17 protein-coding genes are annotated in these 20,300 nt (G+C 72.7%); 10 read left to right on the forward strand and 7 right to left on the reverse strand.

Going from position 1 to position 20,300, the window contains the following annotated elements:
- The 7 genes from D9V36_RS04595 to ppk2 all read left to right on the forward strand — a co-directional run bounded on the left by D9V36_RS04595 (window position 1) and on the right by ppk2 (window position 7,272).
- Window positions 1–810, forward strand: coding sequence for an ATP-binding cassette domain-containing protein (locus D9V36_RS04595; protein WP_129292625.1), 810 nt, complete (start codon window positions 1–3; stop codon window positions 808–810).
- Window positions 807–2,093 carry an ABC transporter permease subunit gene (locus D9V36_RS04600; protein ID WP_129292626.1) on the forward strand — a complete coding sequence of 429 codons (1,287 nt, stop codon included), beginning with the start codon at window positions 807–809 and terminating at the stop codon, window positions 2,091–2,093. Before D9V36_RS04595 ends, D9V36_RS04600 begins: the two co-directional genes overlap by 4 nt.
- Before the next feature lie 158 nt (window positions 2,094–2,251).
- Window positions 2,252–3,496 carry a permease gene (locus D9V36_RS04605; protein ID WP_129292627.1) on the forward strand — a complete coding sequence of 415 codons (1,245 nt, stop codon included), beginning with the start codon at window positions 2,252–2,254 and terminating at the stop codon, window positions 3,494–3,496.
- Between the two features lie 141 nt (window positions 3,497–3,637).
- On the forward strand, window positions 3,638–4,516 hold the full coding sequence (locus D9V36_RS04610; protein ID WP_129292628.1) for a universal stress protein: 879 nt from the start codon (window positions 3,638–3,640) through the stop codon (window positions 4,514–4,516).
- 192 nt (window positions 4,517–4,708) lie between these two features.
- Window positions 4,709–5,008 (forward strand): dsRBD fold-containing protein, encoded by a 300-nt coding sequence (locus tag D9V36_RS04615; protein ID WP_129292629.1) that lies wholly within the window; start codon window positions 4,709–4,711, stop codon window positions 5,006–5,008.
- A 62-nt stretch (window positions 5,009–5,070) separates the two neighbouring features.
- The gene (locus D9V36_RS04620; protein WP_129292630.1) at window positions 5,071–6,417 is read left to right on the forward strand and encodes a nicotinate phosphoribosyltransferase; all 1,347 of its coding nucleotides are present in this window, start codon (window positions 5,071–5,073) and stop codon (window positions 6,415–6,417) included.
- A 33-nt stretch (window positions 6,418–6,450) separates the two neighbouring features.
- Entirely contained in the window at window positions 6,451–7,272 is an 822-nt protein-coding gene (gene ppk2, locus D9V36_RS04625) for a polyphosphate kinase 2 (protein ID WP_129292631.1), read from the forward strand.
- 20 nt (window positions 7,273–7,292) lie between these two features.
- On the opposite strand, the gene D9V36_RS04630 is transcribed toward ppk2, so the two are convergent.
- A complete protein-coding gene (locus tag D9V36_RS04630) occupies window positions 7,293–8,195 on the reverse strand; it encodes a universal stress protein (protein ID WP_129292632.1) in 903 nt (300 codons plus the stop codon).
- A 251-nt stretch (window positions 8,196–8,446) separates the two neighbouring features.
- Between D9V36_RS04630 and D9V36_RS04635 the strand changes: the two genes are divergently transcribed.
- Entirely contained in the window at window positions 8,447–9,208 is a 762-nt protein-coding gene (locus D9V36_RS04635) for an HAD family hydrolase (RefSeq protein ID WP_129292633.1), read from the forward strand.
- Between the two features lie 41 nt (window positions 9,209–9,249).
- Window positions 9,250–11,652 (forward strand): glycoside hydrolase family 65 protein, encoded by a 2,403-nt coding sequence (locus D9V36_RS04640; protein WP_129298184.1) that lies wholly within the window; start codon window positions 9,250–9,252, stop codon window positions 11,650–11,652.
- Between the two features lie 165 nt (window positions 11,653–11,817).
- On the opposite strand, the gene D9V36_RS04645 is transcribed toward D9V36_RS04640, so the two are convergent.
- A complete protein-coding gene (locus tag D9V36_RS04645) occupies window positions 11,818–14,172 on the reverse strand; it encodes a collagenase (protein ID WP_241720704.1) in 2,355 nt (784 codons plus the stop codon).
- A gap of 138 nt (window positions 14,173–14,310) precedes the next feature.
- On the opposite strand from D9V36_RS04645, the gene D9V36_RS04650 reads away from it, so the two are divergent.
- Entirely contained in the window at window positions 14,311–15,696 is a 1,386-nt protein-coding gene (locus tag D9V36_RS04650; RefSeq protein WP_206739596.1) for an aminopeptidase P family protein, read from the forward strand.
- 51 nt (window positions 15,697–15,747) lie between these two features.
- Here D9V36_RS04650 and D9V36_RS04655 read toward each other — a convergent pair whose 3' ends face one another.
- The 5 genes from D9V36_RS04655 to D9V36_RS04675 all read right to left on the reverse strand — a co-directional run bounded on the left by D9V36_RS04655 (window position 15,748) and on the right by D9V36_RS04675 (window position 20,247).
- Window positions 15,748–16,464 (reverse strand): GntR family transcriptional regulator, encoded by a 717-nt coding sequence (locus D9V36_RS04655; protein WP_129292634.1) that lies wholly within the window; start codon window positions 16,462–16,464, stop codon window positions 15,748–15,750.
- Window positions 16,465–16,559: 95 nt separating this feature from the next.
- Window positions 16,560–17,561, reverse strand: a complete 1,002-nt coding sequence (locus tag D9V36_RS04660; RefSeq protein WP_129292635.1) for a proline racemase family protein — start codon at window positions 17,559–17,561, stop codon at window positions 16,560–16,562.
- Window positions 17,562–17,574: 13 nt separating this feature from the next.
- Window positions 17,575–18,477, reverse strand: a complete 903-nt coding sequence (locus tag D9V36_RS04665; protein ID WP_129292636.1) for a dihydrodipicolinate synthase family protein — start codon at window positions 18,475–18,477, stop codon at window positions 17,575–17,577.
- Between the two features lie 74 nt (window positions 18,478–18,551).
- Window positions 18,552–19,946, reverse strand: a complete 1,395-nt coding sequence (locus D9V36_RS04670; RefSeq protein WP_129292637.1) for an FAD-dependent oxidoreductase — start codon at window positions 19,944–19,946, stop codon at window positions 18,552–18,554.
- Window positions 19,927–20,247 (reverse strand): (2Fe-2S)-binding protein, encoded by a 321-nt coding sequence (locus tag D9V36_RS04675; protein WP_129292638.1) that lies wholly within the window; start codon window positions 20,245–20,247, stop codon window positions 19,927–19,929. The genes D9V36_RS04670 and D9V36_RS04675 overlap by 20 nt, the downstream gene beginning before the upstream one ends.
- Between the last annotated feature and the right edge of the window lie 53 nt (window positions 20,248–20,300).

A 20,300-nucleotide genomic window follows, 5' to 3' on the forward strand; every position in this document is an offset into this window, starting at 1 on the left:
ATGGAGCCCGGCCCGGCCCTCCGGCGACCGACACCGGCGCCGCCCCTGCTGGCGCTGCGCGGCATCTCCAAGCGGTACGGCGCCGTGCAGGCCCTGGCGGATGTCGAACTGGAGGTCCGCGCCGGCCAGGTCGTGGCGCTCGTGGGCGACAACGGCGCCGGCAAGTCCACGCTGATCAGGGTGGTCGCCGGGGTCGACGCCGCCGATGAGGGGGTGGTCGAGTGGGACGGCCGTCCCGTCCAGATCACCCGGCCCCACGAGGCCCAGGACCTGGGCATCGCCACCGTCTACCAGGACCTCGCGCTGTGCGACAACCTCGACGTGGTCGGCAACCTCTTCCTGGGCCGCGAGATCCACCGGGCCGGTGTGCTGGACGAGGTGGAGATGGAACGCCTCACCCTGGACCTGCTCGACATGCTGGCCATCCGGATGCCCGACGTCCGGCTCCCGGTCGCCTCGCTCTCCGGCGGCCAGCGCCAGACCGTCGCGATCTCCCGCTCCCTGCTCGGCGAACCCCGGCTGGTGCTCCTCGACGAGCCCACCGCGGCCCTGGGCATCGAACAGACCGCCCAGGTCCTCGATCTCGTCGACCAGCTCCGCGAACGCGGGCTCGGGGTGCTCCTGATCAGCCACAACATGGGGGACATCAAGGCGGTGGCGGACTGGGTCGCCGTATTGCGGCTCGGCCGGAACAACGGGTTCTTCGATGTGACGACCACGTCCCACGAACAGATCATCTCCTCGATCACCGGGGCCACGGACAACGCGGTGACCCGCCGCAGGACACCGGGGTGGGAGGTGCAGCCGTGAGCAGGACCTGGGCCCTGCGCAAACAGCGGCCGTCCAGCGGGCAGGAAACCACCGGCGGGGCGGTGACCCCTGCCGACCGGCGCCGTCTCACGCCCGATTTCGGGGCGCAGAACCCCCTCGGCATACTCCGGCGGAGGTTCCACAGCGGCGAGCTCGGCTCGGTGCCGGTGGCCCTCGGTCTGATCGTGGTCTGGATCATCTTCGAGAGCCTGAACGAGGACTTCCTCTCGCCGCGGAACCTGTCCAATCTGACCGTGGACATCGTGGGCACCGGCATGATCGCGGTCGGTGTGGTCTTCGTTCTGCTGCTCGGCGAGATCGACCTCTCGGTGGGGTCGGTGAGCGGCCTCGCGGCGGCCGTCTTCGCGGTGCTGACCGTGAACCACGGCGTACCGGAGGGGCTTGCGCTGCTGGTCGCGGTGCTCGGAGGCACGGTGATCGGTGCCGTTCAGGGGTTCTTCTTCGCCAAGGTCGGGGTGCCGGCGTTCGTGGTGACCCTCGCGGGCCTGCTGGGCTGGAACGGCCTGATGCTCTACGTCCTGGGCTCCAACGGCACGGTCAACATCGACGACAAGGGCCTGCTCGCGATGCTGACCAGCTACTACTTCAACGATGTGGCCGCGGCGTACGGCCTGGCGGTGCTCGGCACCGCCGGCTACTTCCTGGCTTCGTACCGTGACATGCGCCGGCGCAGGGCCGCCGGTGTGCCCGCCCGGCCGATGGGCGAGATCCTGCTGCGCACCGGGGTGCTGGCGGTGATCGCCCTGGCCGCCGCCGTGGTCCTCAATCAGTTCCTGGGGCTTCCGCTGGCGCTGCTGATCTTCCTCGTCGTGCTCGTCGGCCTCGACTGCGTGCTGCGCCGTACCCGCTACGGACGCATGATCTTCGCCCTCGGCGGCAGCGTCGAGGCCGCCCGCCGCACGGGCCTCAATGTGGACCTGGTCCGTATCTCGGTCTTCATGGTGTCCGGCACGATGGCCGCGATCGGCGGTCTGTTCCTGGCCTCGCGCGTCACCTCGGCCAGTCAGACGTCGGGGGCGGGCCTGCTGCTGATGGACGCCATCGCCGCCGCGGTCATCGGCGGCACCAGCCTGTTCGGCGGACGGGGCCGGACCTGGTCCGCCCTGCTCGGCGTCCTGGTCATCCAGTCGATCGCCTCCGGTGTGGCCCTCATGGGCATCCGGACCGCCGTGCAGTTCATGATCACGGGCGGGGTGCTGCTGATCGCCGTGGTCATCGACTCGCTGTCGCGGCGGGCGCAGAAGGCGCACGGGCGGGTCTGACGCGCCCGTCGGCCGGGCCGGGGCCCGAGGGGTCTGACGCGCCCGCCGACCGGGCGGGGTCCGACGGATCTGACGCGCCCGCCGACCGGGCCGGGGCACGGAACGCCACCGGGCGAGCGGGCGTTTGCGCCGCGGCAGGCCAAGGAACACCTCAGCCGATGCACCCGATCCTGCACGCCCTGTCCATCGCCGGATCCATGACCTGGGAGATCACCTGGGCGCTGATCCTGGGCTTCGCGCTGTCCGCGGTCGTCCAGGCCGTGGTGCGCACCTCGACCGTGGTCGGTCTGCTCGGCGACGACCGTCCCCGCACCCTGACGCTGGCCGCCGCGCTGGGTGCGGCGTCCTCCTCCTGTTCGTACGCCGCGGTCGCGCTGGCCCGGTCGCTGTTCCGCAAGGGCGCGCACGTCACGGCCGCCATGGCGTTCGAGATCGCCTCCACGAACCTGGTGGTCGAACTCGGCGTCATTCTGGCCCTGTTGATGGGATGGCAGTTCACCCTCGCCGAGTTCACCGGCGGACCGGTCATGATCGTCGTGCTGGCCGTGCTGTTCCGCCTCTTCCTGCGCGACAAGCTGCTGCGGGGCGCCCGTGCGCAGGCCGAACGGGGGCTGGCCGGCTCCATGGAGGGGCATGCCGCGATGGACATGTCCGTACACCGCGAGGGGGCCTTCGCGCGGCGGCTGTTCTCCGCCGAGGGCTACACCTCGGCCTCGCACGTCTTCGTCATGGAATGGGCCGCGATCCTCAAGGATCTGGTGCTCGGCCTGCTGATCGCCGGGGCCATCGCCGCCTGGGTCCCCGACAGCTTCTGGCGCGCGTTCTTCTTCGACGGACACCCGCTGGCCGCGAAGGTGTGGGGGCCGCTGATCGGACCGCTGGTGGCGATCGCCTCGTTCGTCTGCTCCATCGGCAATGTGCCGCTGGCGGTGGTGCTGTGGAAGGGCGGGATCAGCTTCGGCGGGGTGGTCGCCTTCATCTTCGCCGACCTGCTGATCCTGCCGATCCTGCACATCTACCGGAAGTACTACGGGACCAGGATGGCCCTGTTCCTGCTGGTCACGTTCTATGCGTCGGTCGTCGTCGCGGGCTACGCGGTGGAAGCCGTCTTCGGCGCTCTGGGGCTGATCCCCCGCCAGGCCGACGCGACGGTCCCGATGTCCGGGGTCTCGTGGAACTACACCACCTGGCTCAACCTCGCCTTCCTCCTCCTCGCCGCCGCGCTGGTCCACCGCTTCCTGCGCACCGGGGGCCGGGCCATGCTGCGCGGGATGGGCGGTACGCCGCCGGACGGTCCCGGGGCTCACCCCGCGCACGCCGGCAGCGGGCACGGCGGCACGGGGCATGACGGCAGCGGACACGGCCGCACCGGGCACGAGGGCACCGGACCCGGCCCGCGCTGACCCGGCGGCGGGCGGCGGGCGGCGGGCAGGGCGAGCGGGGGCCGAGCGCGGGCCGCATGGCCCGTGCCGTAGCGGGCCAGGTCGAGCACCCTGGAGGTATGGGCGCGAATGCGCCGATCGCGCCAGGAACGGAGCGAGACCATGAACGATGTCATCACCGCCGGTGTGGACGGTACGCCCGAGTCCCTGTCCGCGATCCTGTGGGCGGCACACGAAGCACGGCTGCGCCACGCACTCCTGCGGCTGCTGCATGCCTGGGTGCTGCTCGCACCCGAGCCGGTGGACCGTCCCCTGGAGGAGCTGGAGGAGGGGGACCAGAACTACTGGCCGCACCGGATGATGGAGGAAGCCGTCACCGCGGTGCGCACCCGATTCCCCGACCTCCCGGTGGACCCGGTCCTGGTGCCCGCCGACCCCCTGGACGCCCTGCAGAAGGCCGCGGGAGAGTCGGACCTGCTGGTCCTCGGCTCACGGGACCTGGGCCCGGTGTCCCGTTTCGCCCTCGGCGAGCTCGGGCTGAAGCTGGTGGCACACACCGAGTGCCCCACGGTGCTGGTACGTGCCCGGCCGGGCATCGCGGCGACCGGGCAGGACGGGGAGGTGGTGGTGGGGCTGGGCCTGCACGGGCCGTGCGAGGCGCTGCTCGCCTTCGCCTTCGACGCCGCCGCCCGCCGGGGTGCCGCGCTGCGCGCCGTGCACGGCAGGCACCTGCCGTCGTACGCCTACAACCGGGGCGGCGGCGTGGAACCGGTCCTCGCCGAGGAGGCGGCGCGCGACGCGCGGCAGGAGCTGGCCGCTGCGCTGCATCCGTGGCGGGAGAAGTACCCGGACCTGCGGGTGAACGAGCGGGTGGTGATGGAGAGTCCGGCACCGGCCCTGCTGCACAGCGCCGCGGACACCCGGCTGCTCATCGTCGGCCGGCGGCACCGGCGCCGGCTGCCGGCACCGCGGATCGGCCATGTCGTCCAGGCGGCCGTCCACCACGCTCCGTGTCCGGTGGCCGTGGTGCCGCACGAGTGACCACGGGCGGTGGGCGTCCACGGTCTGAGACGGCCGGTGGCGCGCGCCGTGACGGCCCGCGGCAGAAGGCGGATGATGTCGGTGAGAGGTCATACCGGCGGGACCGCCCGCCGAGGGCATGACGGCTCCGCCCGCGGCCCCAGGCCGCAGCCCCCGGTAGTGGCAGCCCCCGGTGGAAAGCAGAGGTGAGCCATGGCAACGACAGTCGAGTGGCCCGTCCGTCTCTTCCTCTTCGAGGAGGACGGGACGACCAAGGCACGCGTGGTGCTCCTGACCGGAACCACCACCCTCACCGGGCACGGCACGGCCCGCTGCAGCCCCGAGGACCGGGACGTACCGGAGATCGGGGACGAGATCGCGGCCGGGCGTGCGATGAAGGACCTCGCGGGGCAACTGCAGCGGGTGGCGGATCTCGATCTCGAAGGGATCGGTGCCGGGCCGCCCCGGCACGACCACCGCGCCGCCTACGGCTGGGCCGACGCAATGGCGTGAGTCCGGTGCGGGCGCCGTCCCCGGCCGGCCGGTGCCACGGCGCTCCCGGGAAGGAGCCGGCCATGTCGGATGCGACGCTCACCGACCTGTACGAAGTGACCATGGCCCTCTCGTACCTCCACGAGGGCATGACGGAGCCGGCGACCTTCAGCTGCTTCGTGCGGGCCCTGCCGCCGGACCGCGGGTTCCTGATCGCCGCCGGGGCCGAGACCGTCCTCGACTTTCTCTCCGGCTTCACCGTCGGACACGACGATGTCGAGGTGTTCGCCGAGGCGCTGCAGCGGCCGGCGAGGGAGCTCGCTCCGCTGCTGGGGATGCGCTTCACCGGTGAGGTCCGGGCCGTGCCGGAGGGCCGGGTGGTCCTGGCGGGTGAGCCGCTGCTGGAGATCACCGCTCCGCTGCCGCAGGCGCAGTTGGTGGAGTCGTATGTGCTCAACCACCTCACCCATCAGACGACCGTCGCGTCCAAGTGCGTCCGCTGCGTCATCGCCGCACGCGGGCACTCGGTCGTGGACTTCTCCCTGCGGCGCACCCAGGGAACCGCCGCCGCCTGCCAGGTGGCCCGGCTGGGTGCCATGACCGGATTCACCGGCACCAGCAATGTGGCGGCGGCCCACGCCGAGGATCTGACGGCGGTGGGCACGATGGCGCACTCGTACATCGAGGCGTTCGGGGACGAGGAGGCGGCGTTCACCGCGTTCGCGCTCCGCCATCCCGGACCGGTGACTTTCCTGGTGGACACCTACGCCACCGAATCCGGCGTCGCGGCAGCGGCCAGGGTGCTCAACGCGCTGGGGCGCGGTGACGGGTCGGCCATCCGGCTGGACAGCGGTGACCTGGCAGAACTGGCCTTCCGCGCCCGCACGATCCTGGACAACGCGGGGCTTCCGCAGGTCCGCATCGTCGCCAGCGGCGGGCTGGACGAATTCGCGGTGCACGATCTGGCACGGGCGGGAGCGCCGATCGACGTCTTTGCCGTGGGCACCCGGGTCGGGGTGAGCGCCGACGCCCCTTCGCTGGATTCGGCGTACAAGCTCGTCGCCTACGACGGCCGCCCGCTGATGAAGCTGTCGGCGGCGAAGGCGACCGCACCGGGCCGCAAACAGGTCTTCCGCCGACCCGGGTGCCACGATGTGATCGGTCTGGCCGAGGAGCCGGTTCCCCCGGGCAGTACGCCGCTCCTGGAGACGCTGATGCGCAGGGGCGTGCGCAGCAGGCCGCGGGGCCGCCTGGAGGACGCCCGGCGGCGGGTCGCGGCCGATACCGCGGAGCTGCCGGCGGCCGCCCGGTACATCCGGTCGCCGCAGGCCGTTCGGGCGAAGGTCTCAAAGCGGCTCGCCCACCTGACCGAGCAGGTCCGGCGGCGGATCGAGCGCGAGGCCCTGGCCCCGTTCGGCTCGCACGCCTGAGCCTCCGGGGGGTTTTCTCCGTACCGTCGTCGTATGGCGGACAAGCAGAGCGGCAGCGGCGCCGGGAAGCTGTCGCGGTCGTTGTACGAGCCGGAGCTGTACCGGCTGCAGACGGAGCTGGTGAAACTCCAGGAGTGGGTGCGCACCGAGGGTGCCCGGCTCGTCGTGGTCTTCGAAGGGCGTGACGCGGCCGGCAAGGGAAGCACCATCAAGCGGGTCACCCAGTACCTCAACCCCCGGGTGGCCCGGATCGTGGCGCTGCCGCGGCCCACCGAGCGGGAGCGCACCCAGTGGTACTTCCAGCGCTATGCGGAGCACCTTCCCGCGGCGGGCGAGCTGGTGCTGTTCGACCGCAGTTGGTACAACCGGGCCGGTGTCGAACGGGTCATGGGCTTTTGCACACCGGCCGAACACCAGCGGTTCCTGCGGCAGTGCCCGGTGTTCGAGCGGATGCTGGTGGAGGACGGGATCCTGCTGCGCAAGTACTGGTTCTCGGTGAGCGACGAGGTGCAGGAGCAGCGGTTCCGGCGGCGGCTGCAGGACCCCACCCGGCGCTGGAAGCTCTCCCCCATGGATCTGGAGTCGCTGACCCGCTGGGAGGAGTACTCGCGGGCCAAGGACGAGATGTTCGTGCACACGGACATCGCGGAGTCGCCGTGGTACGTCGTCGAGAGCGACGACAAGCGCCGGGCCCGGCTGAACATGATCGCCCACCTGCTGTCGACGGTGCCCTACCGCGCCGTCTCCCCGCCAAAGCTGACCCTGCCGCCGCGGCCGCCGGCCACCGGCTACCAGCGGCCGCCCCGGGACCTGCAGACCTACGTCCCCGATCATGCGGCCGGGCTGGAGACGTAGCGCCCGGTGGCGGTGCCCGCTCAGGCGGTCCGGGGCACGACCGCCACGGGGCAGGCGGCGTGGCAGAGCGCGGTGTGCGCCACCCGGCCGGGCTGCAGACCGAAGTGCCCCTGGCGGCGCTGTGCCCCGACCACCAGCAGATCGGCCGCGGCGGCGCGGTGCACCAGGACCTTGTGCGCGGGTCCCTCGGCCACGGCGCGCTCCACCCGCACCGCCGGATGCGCGCCGGCCGCCTCGGCCAGGGCGTCGTCCAGCAGCGCCATGGCCTGCTGCTCGTCGGAGCGGTGGGGCGCTGCGGAGGGCTGTGGGGCATCGGCCGTCCCGGGTACCGAGCGGGCGTCGGCCGTCCCGGGTGCCGGGCGGCCCCAGGCGCAGACCGCCTCCAGCGTGCAGCCGCGGGCCTCGGCCTCGCGGAGGGCGAAGCGGACGGCCGCCATCTCACCGGCCGGGTCGGCGACGCCGAGGAGGACGCGCTCGTGCGTGCCCGCGAGCCCGGCAGGGTCACCGCGGACCACGATCACCGGGCACCGGGCGCGGGCGGCCACCGTCATGCTGACCGACCCGAGCAGCAGGCCGGTGATCTCCCCGTGTCCCCGCGGCCCCAGGACCAGCGCCCAGGCGTGCAGGCCCTCGTTCAGCAGGACGGTGACCGCGTCGTCGGCCAGCACCTCCGCCGAGACCCTGACGTCCGCATGACGCCGGCGGGCGTGGTCGGCGGCGGACGCCACGATGTTCTCCGCGAGCACCTGCTCGACGGGGCGTTCCGGGGCCGACGCCGACGAGGTGCCCTCGTAGCGCTCCCACCGGGAGGCGTGGACGATCCGCAGCGGGAGGGCGTGGCGTGCCGCCTCGTCCACCGCCCAGTCCAGCGACCGGAACGCGGCATCCGATCCATCGGTCCCGACGGTCAGCGGATGCTCCATCGCCGCCACTTCCTTTCGGTCACCTCGGCGAGGGGCCTGAAGGGGCCTACTGCCACCGTCGCACCGTGGTCGGCCGCGCGCAGGGGGGCGGCCGGGTCGTCCCGACGCCGTCCGGCCGGGTCGCGACGGGCCCCCGTGCCCGGCGGGCCGGGGGGTGACGGAGCGCGGCGCGCCCATGGCCCGCAGTCGTGGTGCCATGGAAGGGACACACCGACGAACAACACCGTCACCATGCGAACGGAACCGTCACCATGAGCGGCGCCTCCCTGGCCGCTTGTCTGCAGTCGCTGCGGGCCGTGGTCTTCGACACCGACGGGGTCATCACCGACTCCGCGCGGCTGCACGCCGCGGCCTGGAAGACCGCCTTCGACGCCTGTCTGACGGCCGCGGGCGGGCAACGCCCCTTCGACCCGGTGGACGACTATCTGCGCTATGTCGACGGCCGGTCCCGGCAGGACGGGGCGGCCGCCTTCCTGCGCGCACGGGGCCTCGATCTGCCGCCCGGCACACCAAAGGACCCGCCGGGCACGGACACCGTCGGCGCCGTCGCGGCCCGCAAGGACGAGCTGTTCACCGCGCACCTGCGGACCGGGGCCGTCACCACGTGGCCCGGCACCGTGCGGCTGCTGCGGGTGCTGTGGGACCTCGGGGTGCCGTGTGCCGCCGTCTCGGCGTCCCGCCATGCCACCGAGCTGCTGACCGCGGCCGATGTGTTCGGGCTCTTCGGGGCCGTGGTGGACGGCAACGAGGCGGGCCGCCTGAACCTGCCCGGCAAACCGGACCCCGCGCTCTTCCTCGAAGCGGCCCGGCGGCTCGGTGTCCCGGCCGCGGACACCGCCGTGGTGGAGGACGCCCTAGCCGGTGTCGAGGCCGGCCGCCGGGGCGGATTCGGCCTGGTGGTGGGCGTGGACCGGACGGCAGGACCGTACAGTGCCACCGCCTTGCGCCGCCGTGGCGCCGATGTGGTCGTGGCCGACCCCGGCGAGCTGCTGACGGCCGGGGAGGGGGGATGACGAGCGCCTGGACCTGGCCGTACGGCGGCCGGGGCGGGCGGATGACGCACCCCTGGGCCTGGTCGTACGAGGGGTACGACCCGGAGGCGGAACGGCTGCGCGAAACGCTCTGCGCCCTCGGCAACGGCTACTTCGCCACCCGCGGCGCGGCGTCCGAGGTGCCGGCCGGACCCGCGCACTACCCCGGCACCTACGCCGCCGGCTGCTACAACCGGCTCACCTCGCTGGTGGCGGGCCGCCCGGTCGAGAACGAGGACATGGTCAACCTCCCCAACTGGCTCCCGCTGCGCTACCGGATCTGCCCCGCCGACGCGGCTCCCGGCCCCTGGCTCTCCCCCGACCACCCGCAGCTGGCGGAGCACCGGCAGACCCTGGACCTGCGGCACGGCACGCTGACCCGCTGGTCGGTCTACGAGGACGAGGCCGGCCGGCGGCTGACCGTCGAACAGTGCCGCCTGGTGCACATGGGAGAACCCCATCTGGCCGCGCTGCGCACCTGTTTCCGGGCCCATGGGTGGGCGGGCACGGTGGAGGTGGAGTCCGGGATCGACGGTGCGGTGCGCAATGCCGGCGTCGCGCGCTACCGCGAGCTGGCGGACCAGCATCTGACGGGGTGGGAGACCGGCAGCGAGCGGCCGGACACGGTGTGGCTGAGCTGCCGCACCCTCGACTCGGACATCCGTATCGCGCTGGCAGCGCGGACCCGCGCCTCCTCCGGCCGGGGCGGGCCGCCCATGCCGCAGCTCACCGCGCTGGGGGCGTTCCACACCCTGGTCCTGCCCCTCCCCCCGGACTCCCCCGCGGTCGTCGAGAAGACCGTGGCGCTGTTCACCTCACGCGACCCGGCGATCGAGAGCCCGCGGCACGCGGCCGTGGACTGTGTGGCCCTGGCCCCGCACTTCCGGCAGTTGCGGGCGTCGCACCGCCGCGCCTGGGAGAACCTGTGGCAGCAGGCCAAGCTGGAGGTCCCGGGAGAGGCGGGCGGGATCCTGCGACTGCACCTCTTCCACCTCCTGCAGACCCTCTCGCCGCACACCGCCGAGCTGGATGCCGGGGTGCCGGCGAGGGGGCTGCACGGCGAGGCGTACCGCGGACATGTCTTCTGGGACGAGCTGTTCGTGCTGCCGTTCTTGAATCTGCACCTGCCGCAGGTCTCCCGCGCGCTGCTCGACTACCGCTACCGGCGGCTGCCCGCCGCCTGCCATGCCGCGCGGGAAGCGGGCCGCACCGGCGCGATGTACCCGTGGCAGAGCGCAGGCGACGGCCGTGAGGAGACCCAGCAGCTCCACCTCAACCCGCGCTCGGGGCGCTGGCTGCCCGACCACTCCCGGCTCCAGCACCACGTCGGGTCGGCGATCGCCTACAACGTGTGGCAGTACGGACAGGCCAGCGGCGACACGGAGTTCCTGCACACCAGGGGCGCGGAGATGCTGTTGCAGATCGCCCGCTTCTGGGCCGCCTGTGCCGTCTGGGACGCCGCCCTGGGCCGGTACCGCATCCGCGGTGTCGTCGGTCCGGACGAATACCACGACGGCTATCCGGACGCCGCCGCACCGGGGGTGGACGACAACGCCTACACCAATGTCACGGCGGCCTGGGTGCTGATGCGGGCCCTCGACCTCTGCCGCACGCTGCCCGAGGCCCATCAGCGGCAGCTCTACGAACGTCTCCAGCTCTGCCCGGAGGAGCCCGAGCGCTGGGAGGACATCTCCCACCGGCTCCATGTGCCCTACCACCGCGGGGTGATCAGCCAGTTCGCCGGATACGGGGACCTCGCCGAGCTGGACTGGCACGGATACCGGCAGCGCTACGGTGACATCCGGCGGCTGGACCGGATCCTGGAGGCGGAGGGCGACACGGTCAACCGCTACCAGGCCTCCAAACAGGCCGATGTGCTGATGCTGGGCTATCTCTTCGCACCGTCGGAGCTCGCTTCGGTGTTCCGCCGGCTCGGCCATCCGCTGGACGACGACATCTGGCACGCCACCGTCGACTACTACCTGCACCGCACCAGCCACGGCTCCACCCTCAGCGCCCTGGTCCACGCCTGGGTCCTGGCCCGCGTCCAGCGTCCCGACGCCTGGACGTTCTGCGAGGAGGCGCTGGCCGGGGATGTGGCGGACGTCCAGGGCGGCACCACCGCGGAGGGCATCCACCTGGGGGCGATGGCCGGCACCCTGGATTTCGTCCAGCGCGGGATGACCGGCCTGGAGACCCGCGACCAGGCGCTGTGGCTCGATCCGGCGCCGCTGCCGGAGCTCTCGAAGTTCGGGGTCCGCATCCGCTTCCGGCGCCACTGGGACATCGATCTGCGCATCCGGGCCGAGCAGGTGCGGATCGCGGTTCCGGCCTCCGAGAACGCCGCGGTGCGGGTCAGACTGCGCGACCGCTCGTTCTCGCTGGCGCCCGGTACGTCCCGCCGGCTCGATCTGCCCGGCGACTGACCGAGGCCGAAGGGCTGAGGCCGAAGGGCCTGCCGGACACGGCCCGTCCGCCGGTCACGGCTCACCGGCCGGTCACGGCTCACCGGCCGGACGCGGCCCGCCCCCGCCGGACACGGCCCGCCGGTCGCACGACGGGCCGTGCCACCGCCGGGGACGGCGGCGTTCTCACCGCCGCAGCGGGCCCTCGCAGCGGAAGTCCGCGGTGCCGGCCCGGCCCGTGGACCAGATATCGGTGGGGCCGAAGGAGCAGTTCATGTCGGTGAAGTTGTTCGCGGCGGGCTTGGTGCGGTCCAGGATGAAGTAGTCGACGGTTTCGGCCATGTCCTTGAAGACCTGGCCGGGGTCACCGGAGTTGGCGAGGTTGGCGGTGATCCGGCCGGTGCAGGTGAACCGGCCGATGCCCGGGTCGCCGTCGTCCTTGCAGACGGGCGTGTTGGCGGTGGCGGCGGCGAAGGCGCTCTGCACCTCGGCGGGGGTGGCGAACTTCAGGGATCCGTTGGGGGTGAACGTCGTGTCCGGTACGAAGAGGTCGTCGACGATGGCGATCTGCGCGTCGAGGAAGGCGTCGTACTGCTGCTGCAGCCCCGCGTCGGATCCCATGCGGTTGCGCCAGGAGTCGAAGGCGGCCGGGTCGTTGGCCCGCAGGTACCGGTACATCTCCTGGAGCATCGCGGGGTGGTCGCGCCACAGGAACTCGAAGAACGTCCCGGCGTAGGAGTAGAAGCGGAAGCCGTCGCGGTCGTACGTCGCGTGCAGGAACTCGTTGATGCTCATACGGGCCTTGCCGTCCGCGGTGTCCGCGATGATGTCGCGGACGAGTGACCGGCGCACGGCGATGCCGTTGTCACGGGTCGAGCCGTCGAAGAACTCGGCGCTGCCCTCGTCCATGGCGGTGGTGCGGTCGCCCTCGTACCAGGGGCCCTCGCCGAAGAAGCCGGGGACGGCGAAGCGGCCGTTGAGGTAGTGCACGTACTCGTGCCGGAAGAGCTCTTCGAGGGTGAGGCTGGAGTCCTGGGGGACGCGCCGCTGGTAGGTGTAGAAGGTCGCGCCCTGCTCGATGTAGACGCCGCCGTTGTTGGTGCCCATCCCGGTGAGCATCGGGTGGTAGACCTCGTAATCGGCGCGGGAGGCGTACAGGACGATGGTGAGCGTGGTGTTGGGATCGCCCGCCAGCGGTTCCGTGGTGCCGAGCACCCGGTGGAACTGGGCCCTGACCTGCTTGGACGCGTAGTAGAGCTGGTCGACGACGGCGCGGTCGAGGGCGGTGCGGACCGTGATGGCGCCGTTGTCGTAGGAGTAGGTGCGCGGGAAGATCCGCTTTTCGATGTCGTCCTTGCACACCGCGTACGGCTTGCAGGCATCGAAGAAGATCAGCCAGCCGGCGACCTTGGCCCAGGGTTCGCTGCCGTCGCCGAAGTTGCTCACGAGGGTGGGGAGGAGGGCGCCGAGGTCGGTGACGATGGCCGGTTTGAGGGAGTCGATCTGGCCGAAGCGGCCGTACTCCCCGAGCGCGTCGCGTACCGCCCAGGCGTTGGGTGTCCCCTTGAGGTGGGTGTATCCGGCGAACGCCTTGAAGGCGGCACGGTAGGTGGGGTCGGCGGCGGCCGCGTACTGGAAGGCGGTGTCCTTGTTGCCGGGGTAGACGCCCAGGTAGTTGACGGAGAGCGCGGCGAGGGCGGCGTTGCCCCAGGCCGGATCCTTGTGGGTGGCGGGGTGGGCCGCGTCCATGGTGGCCAGAACCCGCTGGATCAGGTCGAGTTGGTGCTGGCGCAGGCCCGGGGCGCTGGCGGCGTAGAGGGCTTCGCGCAGGGTGTCGGCGTTGGCCCGGGTGACGTCGAAGGTGCGGGCCGCGGTGCCGAAGGCCTCGACCGCGCGGCGTACGGCGTCGACGGTGGGGGCGTCGGTGGTGTCGATCTCGTCGTGTGCGAAGTCCTGGTAGGCCACCGCGTGCAGGTACGTGAACATCTCGTACAGATGGCTGGTGTTCTTGCCGTCATGGGCGGCGGCGAGGCCGGTGATGCGACGGGCCACCGCCTGGACGTGGGCGTCGGACATGACGGGGATGAGCCGGGGGTCCCAGGTCCACACGAGGGTGCGCAGGCAGTCGTCGGCCGTGACGGCCGGGTCGGCGAGGAAGTCCGCGAACTGTTCGGGGTTCAGGCCGGTGATGCCGTCGAGGGTGCAGGGGGCGACCTCGGGTCTCGGGCCCTGCGGCGGGCCCGCGGGCTTGGTCTGCGGGCCCGGTATGCGGCCTCTCTCGACGAGGGCACGGGGCGCCGGCGCCGGGGAGGCGTCGGACTTCGGGGCCCTGGCGAGGCGTTGGGCGTGGTCGAAGGGGTTGGCGGTGGAGGCGGCGGGCCGGTGGCCGGGCTGCGCCGCCCGGGCCTGCTGCGAGGAGGTGGCCGACGGGTGGGGTGCCGCCTGGGCGGCCTGGACGGCCGGCAGGGCGAGGGTGGTGGCGAGCGTGGTGGCGAGGGTCGCGGCCAGCAGGACGCTGCGCGGCAGACGCGAAGGGGGCACCTGAACCTCCGGGAGGGGGTGGGGGGTTGTGTGCAGAGGGAGGCGGTGGCCTTCACTCCACGAGGTGTGACCCATAACATAGTAATGTGAAATTGCACTGACAAGGCTTCAGGTAGCTTTCTTTACCGGAGGTGTACTTTGCCCTCGCGTGCTCCCCAACTCCACACCGGCAGCCACGACTTGCCGGTGTCGGACGCCCTCGCCGCCTTCATGGCCGGCCGGTGGGCCGCCGCCCCGCCCCCCGACGGGCCCCGCGTCCCGGGCTTCGACCGGTTCGCCGGCCGCCGGGCCCGGCTCGCCGCACGCTTCCCCGGCGAGCGGCTGACCGTCCCCGCCGGGGAGTCGAAGGTCCGCTCCCACGACTGCGATCACCGCTTCCGCCCGCACAGCGCCTACGCCTGGCTGACCGGGCTGACGGGCGAGGACCAGCCGGGGCACGTCCTGGTACTGGAACCGGACGGCGAGGCGGTGCTGTACCTGCGGCCGCGGCCGCCGCGGGACGGCGGTGGCGCGTTCTACCGGGACCGCCGGCACGGCGAGTTCTGGGTGGGCCGCCGCCCCGATCTCGCCGAGGCCGAACGCCTCACCGGCCTGCGCTGTGCGCATCTGGACGACCTCGCACCTCACCGGCCCGGACGGGACGCCGCCCACGACGCCGAACTCGCCTCCGTGCTCAGCGAGTTGCGACTGGTGAAGGACGACTGGGAGGTGTCTCAGCTCCAGGAGGCCGTCGCGCACACCACCACCGGCTTCGAGGATGTCGTACGGTCCCTCCCCACCGCACTGCGCCACCCGCGCGGCGAACGCTGGATCGAGGGGGTCTTCCAGCTGCGCGCCCGCGCCGAGGGCAACGGCACCGGGTACGAGACGATCGCCGCCGCCGGCGCCCACGCCTGTGTGCTCCACTGGACCCGCAACGACGGTCCGCTCGACCCCGGCCAGTTGCTGCTGCTGGACGCGGGCGTGGAGACCGACACGCTGTACACCGCCGACCTCACCCGCACCCTGCCGCTCTCCGGGCGCTTCTCCCCCGTCCAGCGCCGGGTGTACGAGCTGGTGCTCGCCGCCCAGGAGGCGGGCATCGCCGCCCTCAGGCCGGGCGCGAGCTTCCGGGACTTCCACCGGGCCTGCAGCGGCGTCCTGGCCGAGGGGCTGGCCGACTGGGGCGTCCTGCGCATCCCGGCGCGTGAGGCGCTTGCCGCCGACAGCGGCCTGTACCGGCGCTACACGCTGTGCAGTTCGGGCCATATGCTCGGGCTCGATGTGCACGACTGCGCCCGGGCCCGTGCGGAGCAGTACCTGGACGGCGTCCTGACACAGGGGCAGGTCCTGACCGTGGAACCGGGGCTCTATTTCCAGCCCGACGACGAGACCCTGCCCCGCGAGCTGCGCGGTATCGGGGTCCGGATCGAGGACGATCTGGTGATCACCTCGGACGGTGCCCGGCTGATGTCGTCGGCGCTGCCGCGCACCGCCGACGGGGTGGAGGAGTGGATGGACGGGCTCCTCACCGGGCGGGACTGAGCGGGCCGACCGGGCCGACCGGGTTCCCCGTCCGCCCGGTCGGCCCGGCGGTCAGCCCCGGCGGGCGGCCTGCGCCCGCTGCGGCCGCGGTACCAGCGGTTCCTCGCGGCCCTGGGCCCACAGCGAGCGGACATGACCGAGGTGGCGGGCCATACAGGCCTCGGCCGCCTCGGCGTCACCCGTCAGCATCACATCGAGCAGTTCGACGTGCTCCTCGGCAGAGGGCAGCAGTTGATTGCGCTCGTCGAGGCGGGTGAGGCCGTAGAGACGGGAGCGCTTGCGCAGGTCCCCGACCGTCTCGACCAGGCGGTCGTTGCCGCTGAGGCCGAGCAGTTCGAGGTGGAAGCGGCGGTCGGCCTCCAGGTAGCCGATGAGGTCGTGCCCGCGGGCGGCGGCGACGATCTCCAAGGCGGCCGGGCGCAGGGCCTCCAGCTGTGCCGGGTCGGCGGTACGGGTGACCTGGCCGACGACCGGGACCTCGATCAGGGCACGGATCTCGGTGTACTGGTCGAGGTCGCGCTCGCTCACCTCGGTGATCCGGAAGCCCTTGTTGCGTACCGGCTCGACCAGCCCCTCGCGGGCGAGGTCGAGCATCGCCTCGCGTACCGGGGTGGCGGAGACCCCGAAGTCCGCGGCGAGGCCCGGTGCCGAGTAGACCGACCCCGGGCACAGCTCCCCCGCGATCAGGGCCGCGCGCAGTTGATGGGCGACCTGGTCGCGAAGCCGCTCCTGCGCGGTGATCAGGCTGCGGTGCTTGAGTTCACCCATCGTGGTCCTCCGAATTGGCGCGGAGTGCCAGCGTACAATGTCACGTTGCGCGAACTCCCCGGTGGCGGGCGGCCGTCGGCCTCACGGGCCGTGCGTCACAGCATGAACCCCGCGGGGAACGGATCGGACGGGTCGAGGAAGTACTGCGCGGTGCCGGTCACCCAGGCCCGGCCGGTGACGGTGGGCACGACGGCCGGGAACGGGCCGGCCGTGGTGCTGGAGACGAGGCGGCCGGTGAACTCCGTTCCGATGAACGACTCGTTGACGAAGTCCTGGTGGAGCGGGAGTTCGCCGCGTGCGTGCAGCTGCGCCATCCGCGCGGAGGTGCCCGTACCGCACGGCGAGCGGTCGAACCACCCGGGGTGGATGGCCATCGCGTGCCGGGAGCGGGCGGCGTTCGACCCCGGCGCGGCGAAGTAGATGTGCTTGAGGCCGCCGATCCGCTCGTCCTCGGGATGGACCGGCCGGTCGGTGGCGTTCACGGCCTCCATGAGGGCGAGTCCGGCGGCGAGGATGTCGTCCTTGCGGGCCCGGTCGAAGGGCAGGCCGACGCTGTCCAGCGGCAGGATCGCGTAGAAGTTGCCACCGTAGGCGAGGTCATAGCTCAGTGTGCCGTAGCCCGGGACGGCGATCTTGCGGTCCAGTCCGGCGCAGAAGGCGGGCACATTGGTGAGGGTGACGGCCGTGGCCGCCCCGTCCCTCACCTGCACCTCCGCGGTGACCAGCCCGGCGGGGGTGTCGAGCCGCACCCTGGTCACGGGTTCTTGGACCTCCACCATGCCGGTCTCGACGAGGACGGTGGCCACACCGATCGTGCCGTGACCGCACATCGGGAGGAAGCCGGAGACCTCGATGAACAGGACGCCGTAGTCGGCGTCGGGCCGGGTCGGCGGCTGGAGGATCGCGCCGCTCATGGCGGCATGGCCGCGCGGCTCGTACATCAGCAGGGTGCGGAGGGCGTCGCGGTGCTCGGCGAAGTGCAGCCGGCGCTCGGCCATGGTGGCGCCGGGGACGGTGCCGATGCCGCCGGTGATGACGCGGGTGGGCATGCCCTCGGTGTGGGAGTCGACGGCGTGGAAGACGTGGCGGGTGCGCATGGCGAGCTCCTTCTCAGTGGTGGCCGTCGGCGAGGAGCTTTCCGGTGGCGGCGCGGAGCGCGGCCGCGTGCTCGGCGGTGAGCGGGGAGCGCGGCGGGCGGGTCGGGCCGCCGCGGTGTCCGGCGAGGTCCATGGCGAGCTTGATCGCCTGCACGAACTCGGGCCGGGAGTCCCAGCGCAACAGCGGGTGCAGGGCGCGGTAGAGCGGCCGCGCGGTGTCGAGGTCACCGGCGAGGGCGGCACGGTAGAGGGTGCCGCACGCCTCGGGCAGTGCATTGGGGAAGCCCGCGATCCAGCCGACGGCCCCGGCGAGGGCGAGTTCGAGCAGGACGTCGTCGGCTCCGATCAACAGGTCCAGTTCCGGGACGACTTCGGCGATCTCGTAGGCCCTGCGGACATCACCGCTGAACTCCTTCACGGCGACGATGCTTCCGTCGGCGTACAGCTCGGCGAGGAGGCCGGGGGTGAGGTCGACCTTGGTGTCGAAAGGGTTGTTGTAGGCGACGACGGGCAGGCCGGCCGCGGCGACCTCGGCGAAGTGGGCACGGACCGCCTCCGGTTCGGCACGGTAGCCGTTGGGCGGCAGCAGCAGAACGGATCCGGCGCCCGCCTCGGCGGCCTGCTCGGCCCACCGGCGCGAGGCGGCGCTGCCGTAGGCGGAGACACCGGGCATCACCCGGTCGCCACCGCCGGCGGCCGCCACGGCGGTACGGACGACCCGGGCGCGCTCGTCGTCGGTGAGCGTCTGGTATTCGCCGAGGGAGCCGTTGGGGACGACACCGTCGCAGCCGGCGGCGAGCAGCCGGGCCACCTGGTCGGCGTAGGCGTCGTGGTCGACGGAGAGGTCGTCACGGAAGGGGAGGGTGGTGGCAACCATGATGCCGTGCCAGGGACGGGTGCGGGTGCGGGTGACCATGGGAAGTCTCCTTCTATGAGGTGTGACATTTTACTGAGCGTCCCAGGGGCTTGCCAAGGCCGCCCGGAATCGAACTAGCCCTGTCCGTCCGCGAGTTCTCCCAGAACGACGGGACAGGCGAGGGGTCTGCGGTCGGCCGCGGGTCCGCCCCCGCCCGCGAGACGGGCCACCGCGGGGCCGCACATCCGCCCCTGGCACCAGCCCATTCCGGCCCGGGTCAGCAGCTTGACGGTACGGGTGTCGCGGGCACCGAGACCCGATACGGCGTCCAGGATCCGGCCGGCCGTGACCTCCTCGCACCGGCAGACCTCGGTGTCCTCGCGGAGCCAGCCGGTCCAGCCGGGGCGCGGCGCATGGGCGGCGGCCATGGTCCGGGCGAACCGCCGCAGCCGGTCCCGGCGGCGGCGCAGCGAGCCGTGAACTCCCCGGCCCGCAATGCTGTACGCCGCCACCTCACCTTCCACAAAGGCGAGTTCCGCACCCCCGATGCCCCCGGCCTCACCGGCCGCCCAGACGCCGTCGACCGTGGTCCGCTGCTGGTGGTCGAGCACCAGCGCCCAGGTGCCGTCCGGAGTGCGGCGGGTGGCGCAGCCCAGTGCCGTGGCCGGCTCCAGTTGCGGTACGAGCCCGTGCCCGACGGCGAGCGCATCGCAGGGGATGCGCAGTCCGGTCCCGGGCACCGGCCGCCAGTCCCGGTCGATCCTGGTCAGGGTGACGGCCTCGACCCGGTCGGTGCCGTGCACGGCGGTGACCGCGCTGCGGGAGCGGAGGCGTACGCCGTGGCGGAGCAGGGTCACCGCGTGACCGGCCCCTTCTGCGAGCTTGCGGGGGTTGACGGCAAGCGTGCGCGGGGCCCGGGCGTATCCGGCGTAGCCGCTCGCCTCGGCGACCACCGGCACGGTGGCGCCGGCCGCGGCGAGCGAGCCGGCGACAGCGAGCAGCAGCGGCCCGCTGCCGGCGACCACGATCCGCCGCCCCGGCAGCACCAGCCCCGCCTTGAGCATGGCCTGCGCGCCTCCCGCTCCCACGACACCGGGCACCGTCCAGCCGGGGAAGGGGAGTTGGCGCTCGTACGCGCCGGTGGCGAGGAGCACGTGCCGTGCCCTCACCTCGGCCCGGCCCTGCCCGCCGTCGGGTCCGGTCACCGCGTGCACGGTCCAGTGCGCCGGGTCCCGGGTGACGGCCCAGACGTGGTGTGCCGCGAAGTGGTGCACCCGGCCCGCGGCGACTTGCGCGTCCAGCCGCGCGGTACGCCGCGCGAAGGCGCGCCAGGAGTGGTGCAGGGCCTCGGGGCGGGCGGCGCCCAGCCCGGGGGCCGGCTGCCGGTAGAACTGTCCGCCGGGCCGCGCTGCCGCGTCGACGAGGGCCACCCGCAGTCCGAAGCCGGCGGCGGTGACGGTGGCGGCGAGCCCGGCCGGCCCCGCGCCGATGACCACGAGGTCGTGGGGGTCAGACGGTGAGGTCGGCATGCCCGTGTCCTTCCTGGGTGGTGATCGTGTCCCCGGGCCGGGCGGGCACCAGGCAGGCGCGTTGGTTGGGCCGGCCGTTGACGGTGGCCAGACAGTCGAAGCAGGAGCCGATCCCGCAGAAGGCCCCGCGCGGCCGCCCGTCGCGTCGTGTGGTCCGCCAGGAGAGCACACCGGCCGCCCAGAGCGCGGCGGCGATGCTCTGACCGGGCAGTGCGGGGAGCGGCCGCCCGTCGAAACGAATCTCGAACGCCGGTCCCGGCGCGGCCCGTACGACGTCGGCGGGGGTGCGGCGACGGGTCATCCCCGGACTCCTCTCGGTGGTGGTGTGCGGGCGGGGGGCGACGGCACGAGCAG

It is taken from the genome of Streptomyces lydicus (genome assembly GCF_004125265.1).
Lineage (GTDB): Bacteria > Actinomycetota > Actinomycetes > Streptomycetales > Streptomycetaceae > Streptomyces > Streptomyces lydicus_C.

What these genes read in the sequence shown, in the direction of transcription:
- D9V36_RS04595 (WP_129292625.1), top strand. Translation starts at nt 1, where the DNA reads ATGGAGCCCGGCCCGGCCCTCCGGCGACCGACACCGGCGCCGCCCCTG.
- D9V36_RS04605 (WP_129292627.1), top strand. Translation starts at nt 2,252, where the DNA reads ATGCACCCGATCCTGCACGCCCTGTCCATCGCCGGATCCATGACCTGG.
- D9V36_RS04610 (WP_129292628.1), top strand. Translation starts at nt 3,638, where the DNA reads ATGAACGATGTCATCACCGCCGGTGTGGACGGTACGCCCGAGTCCCTG.
- D9V36_RS04615 (WP_129292629.1), top strand. Translation starts at nt 4,709, where the DNA reads ATGGCAACGACAGTCGAGTGGCCCGTCCGTCTCTTCCTCTTCGAGGAG.
- D9V36_RS04620 (WP_129292630.1), top strand. Translation starts at nt 5,071, where the DNA reads ATGTCGGATGCGACGCTCACCGACCTGTACGAAGTGACCATGGCCCTC.
- ppk2 (WP_129292631.1), top strand. Translation starts at nt 6,451, where the DNA reads ATGGCGGACAAGCAGAGCGGCAGCGGCGCCGGGAAGCTGTCGCGGTCG.
- D9V36_RS04630 (WP_129292632.1), bottom strand. Translation starts at nt 8,195, where the DNA reads ATGGAGCATCCGCTGACCGTCGGGACCGATGGATCGGATGCCGCGTTC.
- D9V36_RS04635 (WP_129292633.1), top strand. Translation starts at nt 8,447, where the DNA reads ATGAGCGGCGCCTCCCTGGCCGCTTGTCTGCAGTCGCTGCGGGCCGTG.
- D9V36_RS04640 (WP_129298184.1), top strand. Translation starts at nt 9,250, where the DNA reads ATGACGCACCCCTGGGCCTGGTCGTACGAGGGGTACGACCCGGAGGCG.
- D9V36_RS04655 (WP_129292634.1), bottom strand. Translation starts at nt 16,464, where the DNA reads ATGGGTGAACTCAAGCACCGCAGCCTGATCACCGCGCAGGAGCGGCTT.
- D9V36_RS04660 (WP_129292635.1), bottom strand. Translation starts at nt 17,561, where the DNA reads ATGCGCACCCGCCACGTCTTCCACGCCGTCGACTCCCACACCGAGGGC.
- D9V36_RS04665 (WP_129292636.1), bottom strand. Translation starts at nt 18,477, where the DNA reads ATGGTCACCCGCACCCGCACCCGTCCCTGGCACGGCATCATGGTTGCC.
- D9V36_RS04670 (WP_129292637.1), bottom strand. Translation starts at nt 19,946, where the DNA reads ATGCCGACCTCACCGTCTGACCCCCACGACCTCGTGGTCATCGGCGCG.
- D9V36_RS04675 (WP_129292638.1), bottom strand. Translation starts at nt 20,247, where the DNA reads ATGACCCGTCGCCGCACCCCCGCCGACGTCGTACGGGCCGCGCCGGGA.